The 20970-nt window shown below is 33.9% G+C and carries 17 protein-coding genes and 1 pseudogene; 14 read left to right on the plus strand and 4 right to left on the minus strand.

What is annotated here, in order from left to right; all coding sequences use genetic code 11:
* Nucleotides 1-39 precede the first annotated feature (39 nt).
* From FLACHUCJ7_RS04010 to FLACHUCJ7_RS04070, 13 genes and pseudogenes are all read left to right on the plus strand, one after another.
* Entirely contained in the window at nt 40-570 is a 531-nt protein-coding gene (locus tag FLACHUCJ7_RS04010; protein WP_180907985.1) for a complex I 24 kDa subunit family protein, read from the plus strand.
* A 3-nt stretch (nt 571-573) separates the two neighbouring features.
* Nucleotides 574-1677 carry an AAA family ATPase gene (locus tag FLACHUCJ7_RS04015; protein ID WP_180907986.1) on the plus strand — a complete coding sequence of 368 codons (1104 nt, stop codon included), beginning with the start codon at nt 574-576 and terminating at the stop codon, nt 1675-1677.
* On the plus strand, nt 1677-2306 hold the full coding sequence (locus tag FLACHUCJ7_RS04020) for a DUF3226 domain-containing protein (RefSeq protein WP_180907987.1): 630 nt from the start codon (nt 1677-1679) through the stop codon (nt 2304-2306). Before FLACHUCJ7_RS04015 ends, FLACHUCJ7_RS04020 begins: the two co-directional genes overlap by 1 nt.
* A 6-nt stretch (nt 2307-2312) precedes the next feature.
* Nucleotides 2313-3683: an NADH-quinone oxidoreductase subunit NuoF gene (gene nuoF / locus FLACHUCJ7_RS04025; RefSeq protein WP_180907988.1), complete on the plus strand. Its 1371-nt coding sequence runs from the start codon at nt 2313-2315 to the stop codon at nt 3681-3683.
* A 93-nt stretch (nt 3684-3776) separates the two neighbouring features.
* Nucleotides 3777-4808 carry a 2Fe-2S iron-sulfur cluster-binding protein gene (locus FLACHUCJ7_RS04030; RefSeq protein ID WP_078226937.1) on the plus strand — a complete coding sequence of 344 codons (1032 nt, stop codon included), beginning with the start codon at nt 3777-3779 and terminating at the stop codon, nt 4806-4808.
* A 2-nt stretch (nt 4809-4810) separates the two neighbouring features.
* Nucleotides 4811-5866, plus strand: coding sequence for an NADH-quinone oxidoreductase subunit NuoH (gene nuoH, locus FLACHUCJ7_RS04035; protein WP_078226936.1), 1056 nt, complete (start codon nt 4811-4813; stop codon nt 5864-5866).
* A gap of 157 nt (nt 5867-6023) precedes the next feature.
* Nucleotides 6024-6569, plus strand: coding sequence for a NuoI/complex I 23 kDa subunit family protein (locus FLACHUCJ7_RS04040; RefSeq protein ID WP_180907989.1), 546 nt, complete (start codon nt 6024-6026; stop codon nt 6567-6569).
* Nucleotides 6570-7109 carry an NADH-quinone oxidoreductase subunit J family protein gene (locus tag FLACHUCJ7_RS04045; protein ID WP_031454066.1) on the plus strand — a complete coding sequence of 180 codons (540 nt, stop codon included), beginning with the start codon at nt 6570-6572 and terminating at the stop codon, nt 7107-7109.
* Complete coding sequence (nuoK, locus tag FLACHUCJ7_RS04050; protein ID WP_017494599.1) at nt 7109-7429, plus strand: NADH-quinone oxidoreductase subunit NuoK; 321 nt, start codon at nt 7109-7111, stop codon at nt 7427-7429. Before FLACHUCJ7_RS04045 ends, nuoK begins: the two co-directional genes overlap by 1 nt.
* A gap of 6 nt (nt 7430-7435) precedes the next feature.
* On the plus strand, nt 7436-9325 hold the full coding sequence (nuoL, locus tag FLACHUCJ7_RS04055; RefSeq protein WP_180907990.1) for an NADH-quinone oxidoreductase subunit L: 1890 nt from the start codon (nt 7436-7438) through the stop codon (nt 9323-9325).
* A 10-nt stretch (nt 9326-9335) separates the two neighbouring features.
* Nucleotides 9336-10778 (plus strand): complex I subunit 4 family protein, encoded by a 1443-nt coding sequence (locus FLACHUCJ7_RS04060; protein WP_180907991.1) that lies wholly within the window; start codon nt 9336-9338, stop codon nt 10776-10778.
* Between the two features lie 64 nt (nt 10779-10842).
* Nucleotides 10843-12234, plus strand: a complete 1392-nt coding sequence (locus FLACHUCJ7_RS04065) for an NADH-quinone oxidoreductase subunit N (RefSeq protein WP_180907992.1) — start codon at nt 10843-10845, stop codon at nt 12232-12234.
* Between the two features lie 161 nt (nt 12235-12395).
* Nucleotides 12396-13173 (plus strand): annotated as a pseudogene (locus FLACHUCJ7_RS04070) (Bax inhibitor-1/YccA family protein).
* A 49-nt stretch (nt 13174-13222) separates the two neighbouring features.
* Here the strand turns inward: FLACHUCJ7_RS04070 and FLACHUCJ7_RS04075 are convergent.
* The 4 genes from FLACHUCJ7_RS04075 to FLACHUCJ7_RS04090 all read right to left on the minus strand — a co-directional run bounded on the left by FLACHUCJ7_RS04075 (nt 13223) and on the right by FLACHUCJ7_RS04090 (nt 19688).
* The gene (locus tag FLACHUCJ7_RS04075) at nt 13223-13738 is read right to left on the minus strand and encodes a PAS domain-containing protein (RefSeq protein WP_180907993.1); all 516 of its coding nucleotides are present in this window, start codon (nt 13736-13738) and stop codon (nt 13223-13225) included.
* A gap of 79 nt (nt 13739-13817) precedes the next feature.
* Nucleotides 13818-14900, minus strand: coding sequence for a DNA polymerase IV (gene dinB / locus FLACHUCJ7_RS04080; RefSeq protein ID WP_180907994.1), 1083 nt, complete (start codon nt 14898-14900; stop codon nt 13818-13820).
* Nucleotides 14901-15724: 824 nt separating this feature from the next.
* Nucleotides 15725-19087 (minus strand): transcription-repair coupling factor, encoded by a 3363-nt coding sequence (gene mfd, locus FLACHUCJ7_RS04085; RefSeq protein WP_180907995.1) that lies wholly within the window; start codon nt 19085-19087, stop codon nt 15725-15727.
* A complete protein-coding gene (locus FLACHUCJ7_RS04090; RefSeq protein ID WP_180907996.1) occupies nt 19080-19688 on the minus strand; it encodes a hypothetical protein in 609 nt (202 codons plus the stop codon). The genes mfd and FLACHUCJ7_RS04090 overlap by 8 nt, the downstream gene beginning before the upstream one ends.
* A gap of 205 nt (nt 19689-19893) precedes the next feature.
* Between FLACHUCJ7_RS04090 and FLACHUCJ7_RS04095 the strand changes: the two genes are divergently transcribed.
* The gene (locus FLACHUCJ7_RS04095) at nt 19894-20832 is read left to right on the plus strand and encodes an L-threonine 3-dehydrogenase (protein ID WP_078226928.1); all 939 of its coding nucleotides are present in this window, start codon (nt 19894-19896) and stop codon (nt 20830-20832) included.
* The last annotated feature ends 138 nt before the right edge of the window (nt 20833-20970 follow it).

Below are 20970 nucleotides of genomic sequence, written 5' to 3' on the forward strand. Positions count from 1 at the left end.
CATTTAGAATTTAAAATTTAATATTCAAAATAATAAAAAATGGAACGTAAACATTACAAACAAGAAATAAACATGACTGAAGCATTGATGTCCCGCATCAATGAACTCATCAGTCATTACCCTGAAGACAAAAGAAAGTCAGCTTTGTTGCCTGTTTTGCACGAAGTGCAGGATGCGCATGATAACTGGCTGAGCATTGAGTTGCAGGATAAAGTTGCGGAAATTTTGCACATAAAACCAATAGAGGTTTACGAGGTAGTTACTTTTTACACTATGTACAACCAAAAACCAATTGGAAAATACATGTTCGAATTTTGCCAGACTTCTTGTTGTTGTTTAAATGGTGCTGAAAATTTAATGGATTATACTTCTGAAAAATTAGGCATTAAAATGGGCGAAACAACTCCGGACGGAATGTTTACCATTGCCGGAGTAGAATGTTTAGGTGCCTGTGGATACGCTCCAATGATGCAACTTGGCGATTTCTACAAAGAAAAACTGACAGAAGACAAAATCGATCAGTTAATTGCTGATTGCAGAGAGGATAAAATAATATTACACGATAAATAAAAAGTGGAAAACAATCATTTAACATATTTCAAAATCGAAAATTTCAAGAAGTTTGACTCTCTTGAAGTGAATGATATTGGACAATTTAATTTGATTGTAGGGGATAATAATGTTGGTAAAACTTGTTTATTGGAGGCATTGTTGTTCGATGAAGATTTAGCACAATTAATATCAAATTTTTATTTAGCTCTAACAAAAAGAGGATTAAAATTTGAAATTGAGGAAATTACAAGAAAATCAGGTAATTTAATAACTACCGAAACATTATATCCTAAAGAAAATTATTTTGAAAAGTTTATATTCGGAAAATTTTCAAGCCAAGTAACTTTTGATTACAAAGTCAACGACAAAAAAGAGAAATTTGTTTTAAAAATTAATGACAAAGAAAGATTAAGGAATTCTTTAAAGGGCTATCAGAGTGAAAAAAATATTCAATTTGAAGATTATATAAAACAATTTCTTTTTTTTGAAATAAATGATATTGGAAATTCAACTACAAATTGGATTTATGGTTACAATGAAAACAAGATGGATTTCCCATTAATCAGTTTTAATGACACACCATTAGATGAAATAACAAGAAGTATCTATGAAAATTTAAAAACAAAAAGAGAAAAACAAATCTTAATTGATGTTTTAAAAGTTGTTAATTCAAAAATTGTTGATATTGAATTGAGAGAGAATTTTGAGGATTTAAAATCCGTTTTTTTAATCAGTTTTGAAGATAAAGACGAATTTGTTCCTTTGAATTTTCTAGGCGATGGTTTCAAACGAATATTTTATATTGTATTAAAAGCATTATCCTTAAAAGGAAAAAGAATTTTAATCGATGAAATTGAGATAGGAATTCATTATTCTAAAATGAAAGATTTTTGGATTAATATAATGAAAGTGTGTAAAGAGTTGGATGTACAATTATTTGCAACTACACATAGTCAAGAATGTACAGAAACATATATTGAGGCATCAAACTTGTTGAATTATAATAATGACATCAGATTAATAAAACTTGAGGAAAGCACAAATAAAGAAAAAATTTACGCTTCAACTTTTACATATAAACAAATTAGTGCTGGTATAGAATCTAATGTTGAGTTAAGAGGATAATGAAAGAGTACGGTTTAAATAAAATATTCGTTGAAGGTAAAAGTGATAAACTATTTATTGATTTTTTGCTTAAATCATATTTTGAAATTGAGGATTTAAATCTAGTAATTGATGTAAAAGGGAAAGACAAATTAATTGATCAGCCTTTATTAGCCGATATTAAAAGAAAAGAAGAAAAAGCAAAAAATATAATTATTTTTGATACCGATTCAACAAAAATTAACGGCGGAAGAAAACAAAGAATAGAAGATTTAAATAATATTGAAATTAAGTTAGACACAAAATTCGAAATATATTTACTTCCTTTTAATGACGAACGAGAAGGGATTTTAGAAGATTTATTAAATATTTGTGTTAAAAAAGATTTTAATTTTTTCGATAAATGTTGGAGTGTAATGCTGAGTTGTATAGGTGATTCAAAAGCTGAAAATCTAAATATACCAGCCCAAAAAGCATTTTTATATTCTAAAATTGATTTGTTTAAAAAATACAGAAGTACGAATTGGGACTATAAAGGTTCAACTGTTTATGATTATTCGGATAAAAATATTTGGGAGATAAACCCAGATGAAAATATAGAATTAAAAAAATTACTAGATTTCATAAATGATAATCTATTTAATGATTAAATAAATATGTCAAAAAAAATATTATTAGACAAAATCAATATTCCAGGTATCAAAACCTACGAAGTGTATCGTCAAAACGGCGGATATGCTTCTGTAGAAAAAGCCTTAAAAACACTTACGCCTGACGAAGTTGTTGAAGAAGTAAAAAAATCAGGAATCAGAGGTCGTGGTGGAGCTGGTTTCCCGGCTGGTATGAAATGGAGTTTTATTGATAAAAAATCAGGAAAACCAAGACATTTAGTTTGCAACGCCGATGAATCTGAGCCAGGAACTTTTAAAGATCGTTATTTAATGGAATTTATTCCTCACTTATTGATCGAAGGAATGATTACCTCAAGTTTTGCTTTGGGCGCAAACCTATCCTACATCTACATTCGTGGAGAATATATGTGGGTTTTCAAAATTTTGGAAAAAGCAATCAACGAAGCAAGAGCTGCGGGCTGGTTAGGAAAAAATATATTAGGTACAGGTTACGATTTAGATTTATATGTTCACTGTGGAGCCGGAGCTTATATTTGCGGTGAAGAGACTGCACTTATAGAATCTTTGGAAGGTAAAAGAGGAAACCCTCGTATTAAACCACCATTCCCGGCTGTTTCCGGACTTTGGGCAAATCCAACTGTGGTAAACAATGTGGAAACTATTGCTGCTGTGCCTTGGATTATCAACAATTCGGGTGATGAGTATGCTAAAATTGGAATTGGCCGTTCTACAGGAACTAAATTAATCTCGGCTTCAGGACATATTAAAAATCCTGGGGTTTACGAAATTGAATTAGGATTATCTGTTGATGAATTCATGAATTCTGATGAATATTTAGGTGGAATGTCTTCCAGCAGACCTTTGAAAGCTTTAGTACCGGGAGGATCTTCTGTGCCGATTTTACCAGCTGAATTAATTTTTAAAACATCCAATGGTGAAGACCGTTTAATGTCATACGAATCTTTAAGTGATGGTGGTTTTGCTACCGGATCTATGTTAGGTTCAGGAGGCTTTATCGTGTACAACGACACATCATGTATAGTGAGAAATACATGGAATTTTGCCCGTTTTTACCACCATGAATCCTGCGGACAATGTACCCCATGCCGCGAAGGAACAGGTTGGTTAGAAAAAATATTACATCGTATTGAAAACGGTCACGGCCGTGAAGAGGATATCGAATTATTATGGAGTATTCAGAGTAAAATCGAAGGTAATACGATTTGCCCGCTTGGCGATGCGGCCTCGTGGCCGGTAGCAGCAGCTATCCGTCATTTTAGAGAAGAGTTTGAATACCACGTTCGTTTCCCTGAAAAAATAAAACACAGAGATCATTTTGTAGCTGAACCATTTTCTAAAGTGAAACATTTGGTTGGTGGTAAGATAATCGTATAATAAAATATAAAAGAATTACAAAGTTATATAGTATTAAAAGGACAGCAAATCTTTTGAATAGCTAAGCTTTCGACATTCAAATCATTAAGAGAGATGAAAGTAACCATAGACGGTCAAAGTATCGACGTAGAACCAGGAACTACCATCCTGCAGGCTGCACGTATGATTGGAGGAGATCTAGTTCCGCCAGCCATGTGTTATTACTCAAAACTAAAAGGAAGCGGCGGAAAATGCCGTTGCTGTTTAGTTGAAGTTTCAAAAGGAAGTGAAGCTGACCCAAGACCAATGCCAAAACTAATGGCATCTTGCGTAACTGGCTGTATGGACGGAATGGAAGTAAACAGTAAATCTTCTGACCGCGTAACAGAAGCCCGTAAATCTGTAACGGAATTTTTATTGATCAATCATCCACTGGACTGTCCAATTTGTGATCAGGCGGGAGAATGTGATTTACAGAATTTAAGTTTCGAGCACGGAAACCCAAAATCACGTTATATTGAAGAAAAAAGAACGTTCGAGCCAGAAGATATTGGTCCGAATATTCAACTTCATATGAATCGTTGTATCTTATGCCAAAGATGTGTACAAGTTGCAGATCAATTGACAGACAACAGAGTTCACGGCGTATTAGACCGTGGAGACCACGCTAATATTTCAACAGGAATTTCAAAAGCAATCGATAATGAATTCTCCGGAAACATGATTGATGTTTGTCCTGTTGGCGCTTTGACAGATAAAACTTTCCGTTTTAAATCAAGAGTCTGGTTTAACAAACCTTACAACGCACACAGAGAATGTACCACTCCGGGATGCTGCGGAAAAACAACCGTTTGGATGTTTGGAGGCGAAATTCAGCGTGTAACGGGTCGTAAAGATGAGTATCATGAAGTAGAAGAATTTATCTGCAACAGCTGTCGTTTTGACCATAAAGATGTTAATGACTGGGTTATTGAAGGACCAAGAGAATTTGAAAAAGATTCTGTTATCAACCAAAACAACTACACTCAAAAATTAGAGAAAGTACAAATAGACACCGAAAAGAATATTCTTTTGGGTAGAGATGTTGACCGTAAAAAAATTAGTATGGCTGAAATTCCGTTGAACACTAACAACAAAAATTCTTAAACATGGTAGATAGTGCATTTATTATAGAGAAAAGCGTTGTTATTGTAGTGGTTTTTGCCGTAACTATGATTATGGCCATGTATTCTACTTGGGCAGAACGTAAAGTTGCTGCTTTTTTACAGGATCGTGTAGGACCAAACCGCGCCGGATGGGGAGGATTATTACAGCCTCTTGCAGATGGTTTGAAATTATTTTCGAAAGAAGAATTTTTCCCGAATACGCCAAATAGATTTTTATTCGTTGTAGGGCCGGCAATTGCCATGAGTACCGCTTTGATGACAAGTGCTGTTATTCCGTGGGGAGACAGATTACATCTTTTTGGAAGGGATATTTTATTACAGGCTACTGACATTAACATTGCGTTATTATACTTCTTTGGCGTTGTTTCAGTCGGAGTTTACGGAATCATGATTGGTGGATGGGCCTCTAACAATAAATTCTCTTTGATGGGAGCTGTTCGTGCCGCTTCGCAAATGGTTTCTTATGAAGTTGCGATGGGATTATCGATGATTGCTTTGTTGATGATGACCGGAACTTTAAGTTTAAAAGAAATCTCTGAGCAACAGGCCGGAATGAACTGGAATGTGTTTTATCAACCTTTATCTTTCCTTATTTTCCTTATTTGTGCTTTCGCAGAAACCAACAGAACACCTTTTGATTTGGCAGAATGTGAATCGGAGTTGATTGGTGGTTACCATACTGAATATTCATCTATGAAAATGGGATTCTATTTATTTGCTGAATATGCCAATATGTTTATCTCTGCAACTATTATCTCGGTATTGTTTTTTGGAGGTTATAACTATCCGGGAATGCAGTGGATGGTTGAAAATGTTGGTGTGAATACCGCTAACATATTAGGAATAGCAGTTTTATTTGCTAAAATATGTTTCTGGATCTTTTTCTATATGTGGGTGCGCTGGACGATTCCGAGATTTAGATATGACCAATTAATGAACTTGGGATGGAGAATTTTGATTCCGCTTTCTATTATTAATATCATGATTACAGGTGTTGTTATTTTAAGAAGCGAAATTGCTGCCTATTTAGGATTTTAATAACGGAGAGCCCTAGCCCTGATAGCAGCGGCATCCTTTTATTTTTTTCTTTAAAAAATAAAAGATACAGCGGATAGCAGGAATTAGCTACTAAATAAAAAACAAATAGATTTGAATTTGGTCTAATCATCAAATTGAATCACAAAATATACTTTAAATGTCAATAGAAACTATATCATTATCGGGTAGAAAAAAGTTGGTCTCTAACAAAGAGATGACTTTTTGGGAGCGATTGTATCTTGTGGCGATTGTAAAAGGGTTATTGATTACGATCAAGCACTTTTTTAGAAAAAAAGCTACTATTCATTATCCGGAACAAGTACGTGAAATGAGTCCGGTTTATCGTGGCCAGCACCAATTGAAACGTGATGAGCAAGGCCGTGAAAACTGTACCGCTTGTGGATTGTGTGCTTTATCATGCCCTGCCGAAGCGATCACAATGAAAGCTGCCGAGCGTAAAGCGGATGAAAAACATTTGTACAGAGAAGAAAAATATGCTTCGATTTATGAAATCAATATGTTACGTTGTATTTTCTGTGGACTTTGTGAAGAAGCCTGTCCTAAAGATGCTATTTATTTGACGACTTCAAAAGTTTTGGTTCCTTCCAGTTATGAAAGAGAAGATTTTATTTTTGGAAAAGACAGATTAGTGATGCCTCTTGATGTGGCGATCAAAAATGCTCAACTTAATAATGCTAACTAAATGATACATATTCCTGATTTTGCACATGCAACTACTGTACAAGTTATATTTTGTTTCTTAGCGTTTATCACGGTAATTACTGCTTTTTTGACCATTTTTAGCCGAAACCCAATTCATAGCGCTATTTATTTAGTGATTTGTTTCTTCTCGATTGCAGGTCATTATTTATTGCTAAATGCCCAATTTTTGGCTATCGTACATATTATAGTGTACTCGGGTGCTATTATGATTCTGTTCCTGTTTACGATCATGCTGATGAACCTAAACGAACGTCATCAGGTACACAGACCGAGGATTACACGTTTGGGTGCGATTGTTTCTTTTTGTTTGATTGTTATTGTACTGATTACAATTTTCATTAACTCAAAACCAATTGTTGGCGAATATGATTCAAGCGGAGAAGATTTTCAATCTATTAAAGTTTTGGGTAAAATATTACTGAACGAATATATGGTTCCGTTTGAATTTGCTTCGATACTGCTCTTGGTAGCGATGATTGGAACTGTATTATTGTCTAAAAAAGAAAAATTAAATAAATAATGGGTAATATATTAAATCAAATAGGTATTGAAAACTACATCTTTTTAAGTGTTGTACTTTTCTGTATTGGTATTTTTGGTGTATTGTACAGACGAAATGCAATTATTGTTTTCATGTCTATCGAAATCATGCTAAATGCGGTAAACCTTTTATTTGTTGCTTTTTCGACTTATCATCAGGATGCACAAGGACAGGTTTTTGTATTCTTTTCGATGGCTGTTGCTGCAGCCGAAGTTGCGGTTGGATTGGCTATTTTAGTTTCGATCTTTAGAAATTTAGGTTCGATTAGTATCGATAATTTAAAAAATTTAAAAGGATAAATGGAAATGGATACCAATTTAGCTTTAGTTTTAGTTTTAGCTCCTTTTTTAGGATTTTTAATCAATGTTTTCTTTGGGAAAAATTTAGGAAAAACAGTTTCCGGAATTATCGGAACCGTTGCCGTAGCAGTTTCTTTTGTGGTTACTCTTTTACTTTTTAATCAAATTACTTCAACTGGAAAAGCCATTCAGGTCACTTTATTTGACTGGATTCAGATTAGTAATCTTAAAATCAATCTCGGGTTTTTATTAGATCAGTTATCCTTACTTTGGCTGCTTTTTGTAACCGGTATTGGTTCTTTGATTCATATATATTCTATCAGTTACATGCATGATGATGAAAATATGCACAAGTTCTTTTCGTACCTGAACTTATTCATTTTCTTTATGATTACCCTTGTAATTGGAAGTAACTTATTGGTATTATTTATCGGTTGGGAAGGTGTTGGACTTTGTTCGTACTTATTAATTGGATTTTGGTATAAAAACCAGGATTACAACGATGCTGCGAAAAAAGCTTTCATCATGAACAGAATTGGGGATTTAGGTCTTTTGATTGGAATGTTTATTTTAGTATATACTTTTAAAACATTAGATTATACCGAATTAAAACAAACTATTCTAACGATTCATTATGAGCCGCAAATTGCCTGGAATGTATCAATTGCAGCTTTATGTTTATTTATAGGAGCTTGTGGTAAATCTGCACAGATTCCGTTATATACCTGGTTACCGGATGCGATGGCGGGACCAACTCCGGTTTCTGCATTGATTCACGCAGCTACGATGGTAACTGCAGGGATTTTTATGGTAACGAGATTAAACTTTGTTTTTGATTTAGCTCATGACGTCCAGACTGTAATTGCAATAGTTGGAGCTGTAACTTCATTAGTTGCTGCAACTATTGGTTTAGTTCAGACAGACATCAAAAAAGTATTGGCTTACTCTACAGTTTCTCAATTAGGTTTAATGTTTTTGGCATTAGGATTTGGGGCTTATGAAGTAGCTGTTTTTCACGTGATCACACATGCTTTCTTTAAAGCTTGTTTATTCTTAGGTTCAGGTTCTGTAATTCACGGATTGCACGGAGAGCAGGATATGCGTAAAATGGGAGGATTGCGTAAAGCAATGCCAATCACGTTCTGGACCATGTTAATTTCTTCATTGGCAATTTCAGGAGTTCCATTCTTTTCAGGATTCTTTTCTAAAGATGAAATTTTACTAACGGCTTTCGAACACAGTAAAACATTATACGTTATTGGCTCAGTTGCTTCAATTATGACGGCTTTCTATATGTTTAGATTAATGTTCTTAACTTTCTTCAAAGAATTTAGAGGAACTGAAGAGCAAAAACATCATTTACATGAAAGCGGTTCCTTAATTACTATTCCGCTTATCATCTTAGCTATTTTAGCGGCTTTTGGAGGATTAATCAGTTTACCTGGACACAGTTGGTTAAATGAATATCTTGCTCCGCTTTTCACGAAAGTAGCCGGCGAAGAACATCATTTAGGCGCAACTGAATATACTCTTATGGGAGTTGCTGTTTTAGGCGGGTTACTAGGGATTTTAATTGCTTACATCAAATATTTCAAACAAGATAATGTTCCTGAATCTGATGAAAATATTACAGGCTTGAGCAAAGTTTTATATAACAAATATTATGTTGATGAAGCTTATGATGCACTGTTTGTTGCTCCGGTAAACTTTTTATCAAAATTCTTTAGGGATTATATTGAAACAGGTTTATCTGCATTTGTTTTTGGATTAGGCAAAGTAACCAATGAGATTGGTTTTCAGGGTAAAAAATTACAAAACGGAAGTGTCGGATTGTATCTTTTTGCTTTTGTTTTGGGTCTTTGCGCCATTGTTTCCTATATATTTTTAGCTCAATAATTTTATAACTATGAACGTTTCTCTTATATTAATTATTCTTTTAATTGGTGCATTTGTCACTTATTTTGCTGGTGATAAACTGGCATCAAAAGTAGCTTTGTTCTTTAGTTTGACAGCATTGGGCTGTTCTGTTGTCTTGTTGAATCATTTTTTGGCAGGAGAAAACATCAGTTTAATCAACGCCTGGATTACTAAGCCTAAAATTTCATTTGCTTTAAATGCTGATGGTTTAGCAATCGCAATGGTTTTATTAACGGTAGCACTAACTCCAATTATTATATTCTCCTCTTTTGGAAATGAATATAAAAATGCAAAAGGTTTTTATGCTTTGATTTTATTTATGGCTTTTGCAATGACAGGAACTTTCCTTGCTGCAGATGGTCTTTTATACTATATTTTCTGGGAGTTAGCATTAATTCCAATTTACTTTATTGCTCTCATTTGGGGGAATGGCGATGCTGAAGAACGCAGAAAAGCAGTTGTGAAATTCTTTATTTACACTCTTGCCGGATCCTTATTCATGCTGGTGGCTTTTATTTATTTATCTCAAAAAGCAAACGGAAGTTTCTTAATTGAAGATTTATACAAAGTAGAATTATCCGTTTGCGAACAGCTTTGGATTTTCCTGGCTTTCTTTTTAGCTTATGCTATTAAAATTCCAATTATTCCTTTCCACACCTGGCAGGCAAATGTGTACCAAAAAGCACCAACTGTTGGAACTATGCTTTTATCAGGTATCATGCTTAAAATGGGATTGTACAGCGTTATCCGCTGGCAATTGCCAATTGCACCTTTTGCTGCTAAAGAATTAATGAATATTATTATCGGTTTGGGAATTGCAGGCGTCATCTATGGATCAATTGTAGCTTTAAGACAAAAAGATGTAAAGAAATTATTAGCATACTCCTCTCTTGCTCACGTGGGATTAATTGCGGCAGGATCTTACACTTTAACTCTTGATGGCTTACGCGGAGCAGTTTTACAAATGATTGCTCACGGTTTTGTGGTGGTTGGATTATTCTTTGCTGCCGAAATCATTTTTAGAAGATTTGCTACAAGAGATATTACTGAATTAGGCGGAATACGTATTCAGTCACCTAAATTCACTTCGATGTTTTTAATTCTGGTATTGGCTTCAGTTGCGTTACCGGGAACTTTTAACTTCGTAGGTGAGTTTACCGTTTTATACAGTCTTTCTCAAATTAATATGTCGTTTGCAGTTTTGGGTGGAACCACGATTATTTTAGGCGCTTATTATATGCTTAAAATGTTTCAAAATGTAATGTTGGGTGAAGCTAATGCTAAAACTTTTTCTGATGTTACTCTTAACGAAGGAATTTCATTGGTTGTAATTATTGGCGTTTTATTGTTCTTTGGATTGTATCCAAAACCAATTACTGACTTAATAACACCAAGTTTAGAAACGATTTTAAACGTTATCAATAAAAATTAATATTTTAAATAAAAATAAATTAGGGCATCGACAGTTTTAGATTTCCTAAATCAAAAAAGCAAAAATGAATACATTAATAGCAATTACAGGATTGGGTATTTTCTGCCTATTATTTGAAATTCTTAATTTAAGGAAAGCCATTGTTCCGATAACAATTGTTGGATTATTGGCTGTTCTGGCACTTAATTTTTCAGAATTTGGATCAACAGAAAGTTACTACAACAATATGATTACAGTGAGTAAGTTTTCTACTTCTTTTTCATCATTATTTATTGTATTGACTATTTTCCTTGTTGCCTTAAGCCATAATTTTTACGAAAATCATCAAAATAAAATTTCAGATTTTGTTGCTATAAAAGTTTTTTTATTGGCAGGAGCAGTAGCAATGGTTTCTTTTGGAAATTTAGCCATGTTCTTCTTAGGTATCGAAATACTTTCTATTTCTTTATACATTCTGGCAGCAAGTGAGCGCTTAAATTTAAAAAGCAACGAAGCAGGAATGAAATACTTTTTGATGGGTTCATTTGCTTCAGGAATTATCCTTTTTGGAATTTGTCTGATTTACGGGGCAATGGGAAGTTTTGATGTAGTGGAAATAAGTGAATATTCTTTATCTGCAGAATTGCCAATCTGGTTCCCTATCGGAATGATTTTGCTTACTGTAGGAATGTTGTTTAAAGTTGCCGCAGTTCCTTTTCACTTCTGGGCACCTGATGTGTACGAAGGCTCACCGGCTTTAACAACTGCTTTAATGAGTACATTGGCAAAAGTAGTAGCTATTGCAACACTTTATAAATTAATAGCTGGGCTAAATTTAATTTCATCTCTTGAAAATCAGGAGCTTTTAGGAACTTTTGAAACTATAATTGTTATCATTTCAATTGCTTCTATGACTGTCGGAAATATAATGGCATTACGTCAGGTAAATGTAAAACGTATGTTGGCTTTCTCAGGAATTTCTCATGCAGGTTTTATGTTAATGACTTTCTTAACTGTTGCAACTTCTGCAGGAGTTCTATTGTATTATACTACAGCTTACGCCTTGGCAGGTATCGCCGCTTTTAGTGTAATTTTATACGTATGCAAAAATCAGGACAACGAAGACATTACGAACTTTCACGGTTTAGGAAAAACAAATCCGTTGTTGGCTGCAATCCTTACTGCTTCTTTACTCTCAATGGCAGGTATTCCAATTTTTTCAGGTTTTTTTGCAAAACTATTTTTATTCAATCAAACCATTCAGGCTGGTCATATTACTTTAGTTATTGTAGCCGTTATTAATTCTATTATTAGCGTTGGTTATTATTTTAAATTGATATTAGCTATGTATTCAAAAGAGCCAAATCAGGAGCGTAGCGGAAAACCATTCCTTATTTATGCTGTTGCCATCATTTCAATTGGTTTAAATATTGCGTTAGGTTTGTTCCCTTCATTAATTTTAGATTTATTGAATTAAAAATTTCAATTCTTATAATTACAAATCCATCAGAAAAATTTCTGATGGATTTTTTATTTTAATCAATAATTTGTGATAAAAAATGATGTTAAAAATTTTATCCAAACCTGCAGACTTCAAAAAAACTACCTATATTTGATTACAATTAAATGTATTAAAATATGAACTTCAATTCGAAAAATCCATTTTTAAGTAACAAGCGTTTTTCATCAAATGCTGTTTCTAAGTCTTCTGAGCAAGTACACGGAGCACAGATTATCGATTACAATCAGGAAATGACTATATCCGGTACTATAAATAAAACAGCCATTTTATTCTTACTGTTATGTGCCGGAGCAATTTTAACATGGTGGATGGCATTTAATGGAATGAATGCAATGTTACCAACTATTGGAGGCGCCATTATAGCCCTTATTTTGGTAATAATTTCAGCATTCAAACCTCAGGCCTCTCCTTATTTAGCTCCAGGTTACGCTATATTTGAAGGGTTGTTTATTGGAGGAATCTCCGCTATTTTTGAGGCAAAATTTCCAGGAATTGTATTAAATGCCGTAGGGAGCGACCTTAGTCACTTTTTTAGTTTGTCTGGGTCTATATAAATTTAAAATCGTAAAAGTAAATGAGCAATTTAGATCAATAGTTATTGCTGCTACATTGGCAATTGCAACTTATTATTTAATTTCCTGGATAGTTTCAATGTTTACCAGCTTTACTCCTGTTCATCATGGAAATTCATTGATGAGTATCGGAATTAGTGTTTTTGTAATCATTGTTGCGGCCTTAAATTTATTTTTAGACTTCGACCAAATCGAAAAGGGTGTTCAGCAAAGAATGCCAAAATTCATGGAATGGTATGGCGCTATGGGATTAGTAATTACATTAGTTTGGTTATACATAGAGTTCCTTAGATTATTGTCAAAATTTGCAAGCAGAGATTAACTTATTTCTAAATAAAAAAAGGGCCTTTTGAAATTCAAAAGGCCCTTTTTTATGCTGCTTTTTCAAATGCTATAAAATGTGACAATTCGCCTTTCAAATTAAAAACAGGGAAACCATGAATTGTACAGTCATAAGTTTTTCCGTTTTTTTTATAATTCAAAATTGTCTTTTCAAAAGGAATTTGTTTTTTTATTGCTGTTCTGATTTCTCCTAATGTTACACTTGAAGTTTTCGGTCCCTGAAACATCTTTGGCAATTTTCCAAGCACTTCCTTTTCTGTATAACCTGTCATTTTACAAACTCCCTCTGAAGCAAAAATTATTTTTTGTTCTAAATCGGTAATTAAAACAACCTCATCTTTTATTCGCTCATTTATTCCTAAATCAGTTGTATTCCATTTAAATTGGCTGGAAATACGTTGGATTTTTTTTACATCCGAAGAGAAAGTTTTCAGTTCATTTAAAGATTCATAATGAAAATCCCAACAAAGTATCGGAACTGAATTGCAATTTAAATTTGCTTCAGATTCAGTGAAAAACGCTCTATAATGATTAACAGAATTCATAAAAAAAAATTATAGCTAAAATTAACTAAAAAAATTGTATTGCTTAGCTTTTTATTCACTTAATGATTTTTTAATCTAATTAAAAAGCAAATTTCAACTGAACAACTACCGATTTTTTTTGTTCTGTATTTAGATTACTCAAAGAAATCCCCAATAACCTGACAGAATCTTTCATTCGTTCCTGATACAATAACTCTTCAACCGTTTCAAGAATTAAACTTTTATCAGAAATAAAATAAGGCAGCGTTTTGCTTCTGGTTTGCTGTGTGAAATCGCTGTATTTAATTTTAAGTGTGACCGTTTTTCCTGAAACATTGTACCTTTTTAATCGCTTTTCCAACGAAACAGCTATTTTTTCGAGTTGTTCCAGCATAAAAATTTCCGATGTAAGATTGACATCAAAAGTATGTTCTGAGGCAACAGATTTGGTATTCCGTGAAGGCTTTACTTCGCTGTTATGAATTCCCCTAACAACGTGAAAATAAAATTTTCCTGATTTTCCAAAGTGCTTTTCTAAAAACTCAAGTGATTTGCTTTTCAAATCTAATCCTGTAAAAATCCCCAGTTGGTACATTTTTTCTGTCGTCACTTTTCCGACTCCATAAAATTTTCTGATAGGCAATTCTTCTAAAAAAGGAACTACCTCATCAGGATTTACCGTTTTCTGGCCATTAGGCTTATTGTAATCACTCGCAATTTTAGCTACGAATTTATTTATAGAAATTCCTGCAGAAGCTGTGATTCCAACTTCATTTAAAATTCGTAATCTGATTTCCTGGGCCAATAAGGATGCACTTGGATTTCCTTTTTTATTTTGAGTTACATCAAGATAGGCTTCATCAAGCGAAAGCGGCTCCACCATATCTGTGTATTCATGAAAGATTTTATGAATCTTAGAAGAGATTTCTTTGTAACGATCAAAACGAGGCCGGACAAATATAATTTCGGGACAATATTTTTTGGCCAAAACACCACTTATAGCACTTCTGACACCAAATTTTCTGGCTTCATAGCTTGCTGCAGAAACTACTCCCCTGTTCTCTGAGCCACCAACAGCAATAGGTTTTCCACACAAAGCAGGATCATCCATTTGCTCTACCGAAGCATAAAAAGCATCCATATCGATGTGGATTATTTTTCGATAAATTGGAGTTTCAGACATAATACAAATTTAAAGAAGAACAGGTAATCTGAGCTATCAAAACTGATCAAATGTTTTTTAGTAAATTGAAATTTTTATTTAATTCCTGATAACGACGTTTTTTCATGATCAAAAAAAAGAAATAGCTACATTTGAAATATCTTAATAAATTAAGTATTAATTTTAATTATTAAAAAAAAATAGATAAAAAAAATAAAATAAGTTTTTTTATATATCTATAATTGAGAAAAATATTTTTATATATTTGCTGTACAGAAATGAATTACACCAGACATTTCGGTAAAGTGAATTGAAAATCACAAGCAGAAAAAAAAATTAAATATCATGAAAGAAAGGCATGAGTTCTTAAGAAATAAATCATAATGGACTCGGCATCTCTATAAATACTATCAGAAAACAAAAAGCTCGCATATAATAGATGCAAGTATTTTGGGTTCATGATGAACTATCTAAACCAAAAAACCAATTGACCAAATTAAATCACCTTCCCAAGGTGATTTTTTTACTTTTTGAAATTACTGTTACAGGTAATAAATGAAGCAAGCTTTGAAGTAAAAAACTTTTAAATTACACAAATTAATATTGTTTAAAAAGTAAACCCGAATGAAAATTTTCATTCGGGTTTACTTTTTATGTTTACTTTTCAAAAAGACGTTTGAGAAGGTCAATAAAATTACTAAACCTCTAACTTAGCCCCGATAGGGCTGGAAATCCTTTTGTGCCGTGGTTCGGTGCAAAAGATTACTTCGTCAGTTCGCAATCGATCGTGTGAAAGGAATACGGGACTGTTGGTGTTTGAAACTCAGTTATTCTGCTTCTAAAATTTATTCACCCAACATTTCCATTAACTCCAAAGCTCTTTTGGTTGATTTTACATTCTCAAAGGTCAATAAAAGTCGTAAACCGCTTGGCGTTTGTTTTTCTTTCATTGTGCAAAGACTGCTTTGTTTTTGTACAAATTGTAAAACCTTTCTAAATTTCGAAGATTGATAATAATCTGATTGTTGATCCGAAACAAAATAACCAATCATTTTGCCTTTTTTCATTACCAGTTTCTCGATACCAATATTTGTAGCGATCCATTTGATACGGATACTATTCATCAGGGCATTGGCCCGCGGAGGCATTGGCCCGAAACGGTCAATTAGTTTGTTTTGAAAAGTAACCAGCTCTTCTTCGTTTTTGACTGAACCCAATTCGTTATATAAACTCAAACGTTCGGTGACATTATTGATATATTCGTCAGAAAACAACAACTCGAAGTCCGTATCGATCTGTAAATCTTTTACGTATTCCTTCGTTTCAATATCATTTTCTTCCGGATATAAATCTTTGAATTCGTTTTCCTTCAATTCTTCGATAGCTTCGTTCATGATTTTTTGGTAGGTATCGAAACCAATTTCGTTGATGAAACCGCTTTGTTCTCCGCCTAATAAATCTCCGGCACCACGAATTTCAAGATCTTTCATCGCAATGTTGAAACCACTTCCGAGTTCACTGAATTGCTCCAATGCCTGAATTCGTTTTCTCGCATCTTCGGTCATGGATGAATACGGCGGACAGATGAAATAACAGAATGCTTTTTTATTACTTCGCCCAACACGACCACGCATTTGATGCAAATCTGATAATCCGAAATTGTTGGCATTGTTGATGAAAATCGTGTTGGCATTTGGAACGTCCAATCCGCTTTCGATAATTGTGGTTGCTACCAAAACATCAAAATCTCCGTTCATGAAACCTAACATCAATTCTTCGAGTTTTGCTCCCTCCATTTGCCCGTGACCAATTCCAACTCTTGCATTTGGCACCAAACGCTGAATCATTCCTGCCACTTCTTTGATATTTTCGATTCGGTTATTGATAAAGAAAACCTGTCCGTTGCGCTGAATTTCATATGAAATTGCATCACGAATTGTTTCTTCATTAAAACCAACTACATTCGTTTCAATTGGATAACGATTTGGAGGAGGCGTTGTAATTACTGATAAATCGCGCGCTGCCATTAATGAAAACTGCAACGTTCTCGGAATTGGTGTTGCTGTTAACGTCAGCGTATCGACATTTGCAGCAATGGTTTTGAGTTTATCTTTTACGTTTACACCAAACTTTTGTTCCTCATCGACAATCAATAAACCCAGGTCTTTAAAAACTACATTTTTGTTTACCAATTGATGTGTTCCAATAACGATATCGAGTTTTCCTTCGGCTAAATCTTTTAAAGTCTGCGATTTTTGTTTGGCAGTTCTAAATCGGTTTAAGTACCCAATTGTGACCGGCATATCTTTTAATCGTTCTGAAAAAGTTCTGTAGTGCTGATAGGCCAAAATTGTGGTCGGAACCAAAACGGCTACCTGCTTGCTGTTGTCAACTGCCTTAAAAGCAGCACGAATCGCAACCTCTGTTTTACCAAAACCTACGTCTCCACAGACTAAGCGGTCCATAGGACGATCACTTTCCATGTCTGCTTTTACTTCTGCTGTCGATTTGGTCTGGTCCGGAGTGTCTTCATAAATAAACGAACTTTCTAATTCGTTTTGAAGATAACTGTCCGGCGCAAACTGAAAACCTTTCTCCAAACGGCGTTTTGCATAGAGCTGAATCAAGTTGAAGGCAATATGTTTAACGCGTGCTTTGGTTTTCTGTTTTAAAACTTTCCAGGCGTTCGATCCAAGTTTGTAAATTTTTGGAGGCGTTCCGTCTTTTCCGTTGTATTTCGAGATTTTATGAAGCGAGTGAATACTCACATATACAATATCATTATCGGCATAAACCAGTTTTATAGCTTCCTGGGTTTTTCCCTCAACCTGAATTTTCTGCAAACCGCCAAACTTCCCGATTCCGTGATCGATATGTGTTACATAATCGCCAACTGAAAGTGCTGTTAGTTCTTTTAACGTGATATTCTGCTTTTTCGAATAGCCATTTTTGATGTTGAATTTATGATATCGCTCAAAAATCTGATGATCGGTATATGCCGTAATCTGATTTTCTTCATCAATAAAACCCTGGTACAAAGGCAGTACAATAGTATGATATTGTTTTCTAATATTCTCCGAATTGGCTTCGTCTAAGCTTTCAAAAATATCATGGAAACGTTTTGCCTGCGTTTCATTTGAACAGAACAAATAATTTTTGTATCCGTTGAAATGATTGTCGCTCAGATTGTTTAGCAGCAAATCAAATTGCTTATTGAACGAGGGCTGTGGCTGAATATGAAATTCGAATTTCTTAGCTGTTTTATAAACCGGTTTTGACAATTCTACTACAGAAAAATCCAAAGACCGCTTTATAAATGAAGCCTGATTTAAGAATAATTGTTCCGGCACAGCGTGTTTTATTTCTTTGGACAATTTCTCAAAAGCTTCTTCAGCCCTTGCGAATTGTTTGTCTAATTGACTAAAAAGCCCTTCTGTATTTTGAATAAAAATAACGGTACTTTCCGCAATATAATCTAAAAAGCTTTCGCGATTTTCCTGAAAAAGTTTGTTTTCGACATTCGGGATAATCGTAATTTTTTTATGTGTTTCTACCGATAATTGTGTTTCTACATCAAAGCTTCTGATACTGTCTACTTCGTTGCCAAAAAACTCAATTCGGTACGGATGATCGTTTGAGAAAGAGAATACATCGACAATTCCTCCACGAACCGAAAATTCGCCGGGTTCTGTAATAAAATCAACTCTTTTAAATTCATATTCAAACAAAACTTCGTTGATAAAATCAATCGAAATTTTATCGTTCAAGGCTACTTTTAAAGTGTTTTTATCAAGTTCCCTTCTGGTAACCACTTTTTCAAAAAGTGCTTCCGGATACGTAACAATTATCGCTGGTTTTTTACGGGAATTGATTCGGTTTAAAACCTCAGCGCGAAGCAAGACATTTGCATTATCGGTTTCATCAACCTGGTACGGACGTCTAAATGAAGCCGGATAAAACAAAACATCCTGCTCTCCGATCATTTGTTCCAGATCATTCAGGTAATACGCAGCTTCTTCCTTATTGTCTAAAACAATCAAAAAAGGCAGTTCGGTTTTCTTAAAAACGGAACGGATTATAAATGAAACCGCAGAACCAAGTAATCCTGAAAGATTCATTTTTATTTGATTTCCTTCCAGTAAACTTGCTGCGATCTGCTCAGCTTTTGGCAGATTATCGTAGGTTGTATATAAGGCGTTTTTACTCAACTTTAGGTAAATTTTTATCTATTGGTGGCATCGAATTCGGGATTGCTCGTGTAGTATCTAACATTCTTAAGAAATCTGACTCTCCTTCTTCTTGTGGAATTTTGCTTTTTTCAACAATTTTATCCATTTGTCTTTCTAATGAAACTAACTCTTTATTGATTTCGCCAATTAAAAAAGTAACTTTTTCATCCGGAATTTTATCTAAATGAATAAACAAATCCATCATCTTCACTTTTGTAATCAAAATAGAAATTCGACTTCTGATTTGAGGCTGATTGAATTGTGCCGGAATATTATTGTTTAATGCCATAGATTTTTTGGCAATCGCAGCAGATTTTTTTTGAAATGCTCCAATAGTTTTCTTTGGCTTTCCGTCTAATTCTTTTAAAAATTCACCCCACTCTTTCCAATCATTTACATTTTTTTCTGAAACTTCATTAATAGGTTCGTCAATAAACGACCAGCCTTTATCTATATTATTAAAAATGATTTCCTTTTTTTTGGCTTCCTTTTTATTTTCAGCTATACGTCTTTCATTTTCATCCTGACATGAATTCAATATGAAAGCGAAAAGCAGAAGAAGAGATATTTTGTATTTCATTTTATAAAACATTAAGCTACAAAGTTACAAGTAAATTTTACAATTATGAATTTTGAATTACAAGCATTTTGTTAAGTTTAAGAAATGCACATCAGAACGAATTATACAAAAATAAATATTATTTGTTATTAAATTCATAATTTAACATTCTTAAAAGCACTATAATTTACGAATAAACTATATTTGTTCTTTAAAATCTATTCAAATGAATCCAAAAATATTAATTATTGGTGCTTGTGGTCAAATTGGAACAGAGCTGACTCAGAAACTTCGTAAATTGTACGGAACCGAGAATGTAATTGCTTCTGATATCCGAAAATTAAATACAGACGTCGTTAACTCCGGTCCTTTTGAAGTAATTAATGCTTTGGATTTTAACCAAATTGAACATCTTGTAGAGATCCATCAGATTACTGATATTTATTTAATGGCAGCCCTTTTATCGGCTACAGCTGAAAAAAACCCTGCTTTTGCCTGGGATTTGAATATGAACTCTTTATTTCATGTTTTGAATCTGGCGAAAGCCAAAAAAATTCAGAAGATTTTCTGGCCATCCAGTATAGCAGTTTTTGGTCCAACAACACCAAAAGAAAATACGTCTCAATATACGATTATGGAACCTTCGACAGTTTACGGAATCAGTAAGCAAGCCGGTGAAAGATGGTGTGAATACTACCATAATATTTACGGAGTTGATGTTAGAAGTATTCGTTATCCGGGTCTAATTAGCTGGTCGACTCCTCCGGGCGGCGGGACTACAGATTATGCCGTAGATATTTTTCACAAAGCTATTGCCGATAAAAAATATGAGTGCTTTTTATCCTCAGAAACCAAAATGCCAATGATGTATATGGATGATGCAATTGACGCCACAATCAACATCATGAAAGCTCCGGCTGAAGAAATCAAAATACACTCTTCTTATAATTTAGCTGCCATGAGTTTCACGCCAACTGAAATTGCTGCTGAAATCAAAAAACATATTCCGGAATTTGAAATTACTTACAATCCGGATTTCCGTCAAAAAATTGCGGACAGCTGGCCTGCTAGTATCGATGATGCTGATGCAAGAAAAGACTGGGGCTGGAATCACAAATTTGATCTGGAATCTATGACCAAAGATATGCTCGAGCATTTGGGCTAATTTCAAAATTAAAACAAAAAAATACCGAAGTTAAAAACGGAGGGCACTGAAAAAGTCTTTTCACAAATAAATTGTTAATTAATAAGGAGCAGAAGCTAAAAGTTTTCTGCTCCTTTTTTTGTATCTTTTTAGTGTAAT

It is taken from the genome of Flavobacterium salmonis, assembly GCF_903819435.1.
Taxonomy (GTDB): Bacteria; Bacteroidota; Bacteroidia; order Flavobacteriales; family Flavobacteriaceae; genus Flavobacterium; species Flavobacterium chungangense.

What these genes read in the sequence shown, in the direction of transcription:
- FLACHUCJ7_RS04095 (WP_078226928.1), top strand. Translation starts at nt 19,894, where the DNA reads ATGAATCCAAAAATATTAATTATTGGTGCTTGTGGTCAAATTGGAACA.
- FLACHUCJ7_RS04045 (WP_031454066.1), top strand. Translation starts at nt 6,570, where the DNA reads ATGATACATATTCCTGATTTTGCACATGCAACTACTGTACAAGTTATA.
- nuoK (WP_017494599.1), top strand. Translation starts at nt 7,109, where the DNA reads ATGGGTAATATATTAAATCAAATAGGTATTGAAAACTACATCTTTTTA.
- dinB (WP_180907994.1), bottom strand. Translation starts at nt 14,900, where the DNA reads ATGTCTGAAACTCCAATTTATCGAAAAATAATCCACATCGATATGGAT.
- FLACHUCJ7_RS04010 (WP_180907985.1), top strand. Translation starts at nt 40, where the DNA reads ATGGAACGTAAACATTACAAACAAGAAATAAACATGACTGAAGCATTG.
- nuoL (WP_180907990.1), top strand. Translation starts at nt 7,436, where the DNA reads ATGGATACCAATTTAGCTTTAGTTTTAGTTTTAGCTCCTTTTTTAGGA.
- FLACHUCJ7_RS04065 (WP_180907992.1), top strand. Translation starts at nt 10,843, where the DNA reads ATGAATACATTAATAGCAATTACAGGATTGGGTATTTTCTGCCTATTA.
- FLACHUCJ7_RS04075 (WP_180907993.1), bottom strand. Translation starts at nt 13,738, where the DNA reads ATGAATTCTGTTAATCATTATAGAGCGTTTTTCACTGAATCTGAAGCA.
- nuoH (WP_078226936.1), top strand. Translation starts at nt 4,811, where the DNA reads ATGGTAGATAGTGCATTTATTATAGAGAAAAGCGTTGTTATTGTAGTG.
- FLACHUCJ7_RS04030 (WP_078226937.1), top strand. Translation starts at nt 3,777, where the DNA reads ATGAAAGTAACCATAGACGGTCAAAGTATCGACGTAGAACCAGGAACT.
- nuoF (WP_180907988.1), top strand. Translation starts at nt 2,313, where the DNA reads ATGTCAAAAAAAATATTATTAGACAAAATCAATATTCCAGGTATCAAA.
- FLACHUCJ7_RS04060 (WP_180907991.1), top strand. Translation starts at nt 9,336, where the DNA reads ATGAACGTTTCTCTTATATTAATTATTCTTTTAATTGGTGCATTTGTC.
- FLACHUCJ7_RS04090 (WP_180907996.1), bottom strand. Translation starts at nt 19,688, where the DNA reads ATGAAATACAAAATATCTCTTCTTCTGCTTTTCGCTTTCATATTGAAT.
- FLACHUCJ7_RS04020 (WP_180907987.1), top strand. Translation starts at nt 1,677, where the DNA reads ATGAAAGAGTACGGTTTAAATAAAATATTCGTTGAAGGTAAAAGTGAT.
- FLACHUCJ7_RS04040 (WP_180907989.1), top strand. Translation starts at nt 6,024, where the DNA reads ATGTCAATAGAAACTATATCATTATCGGGTAGAAAAAAGTTGGTCTCT.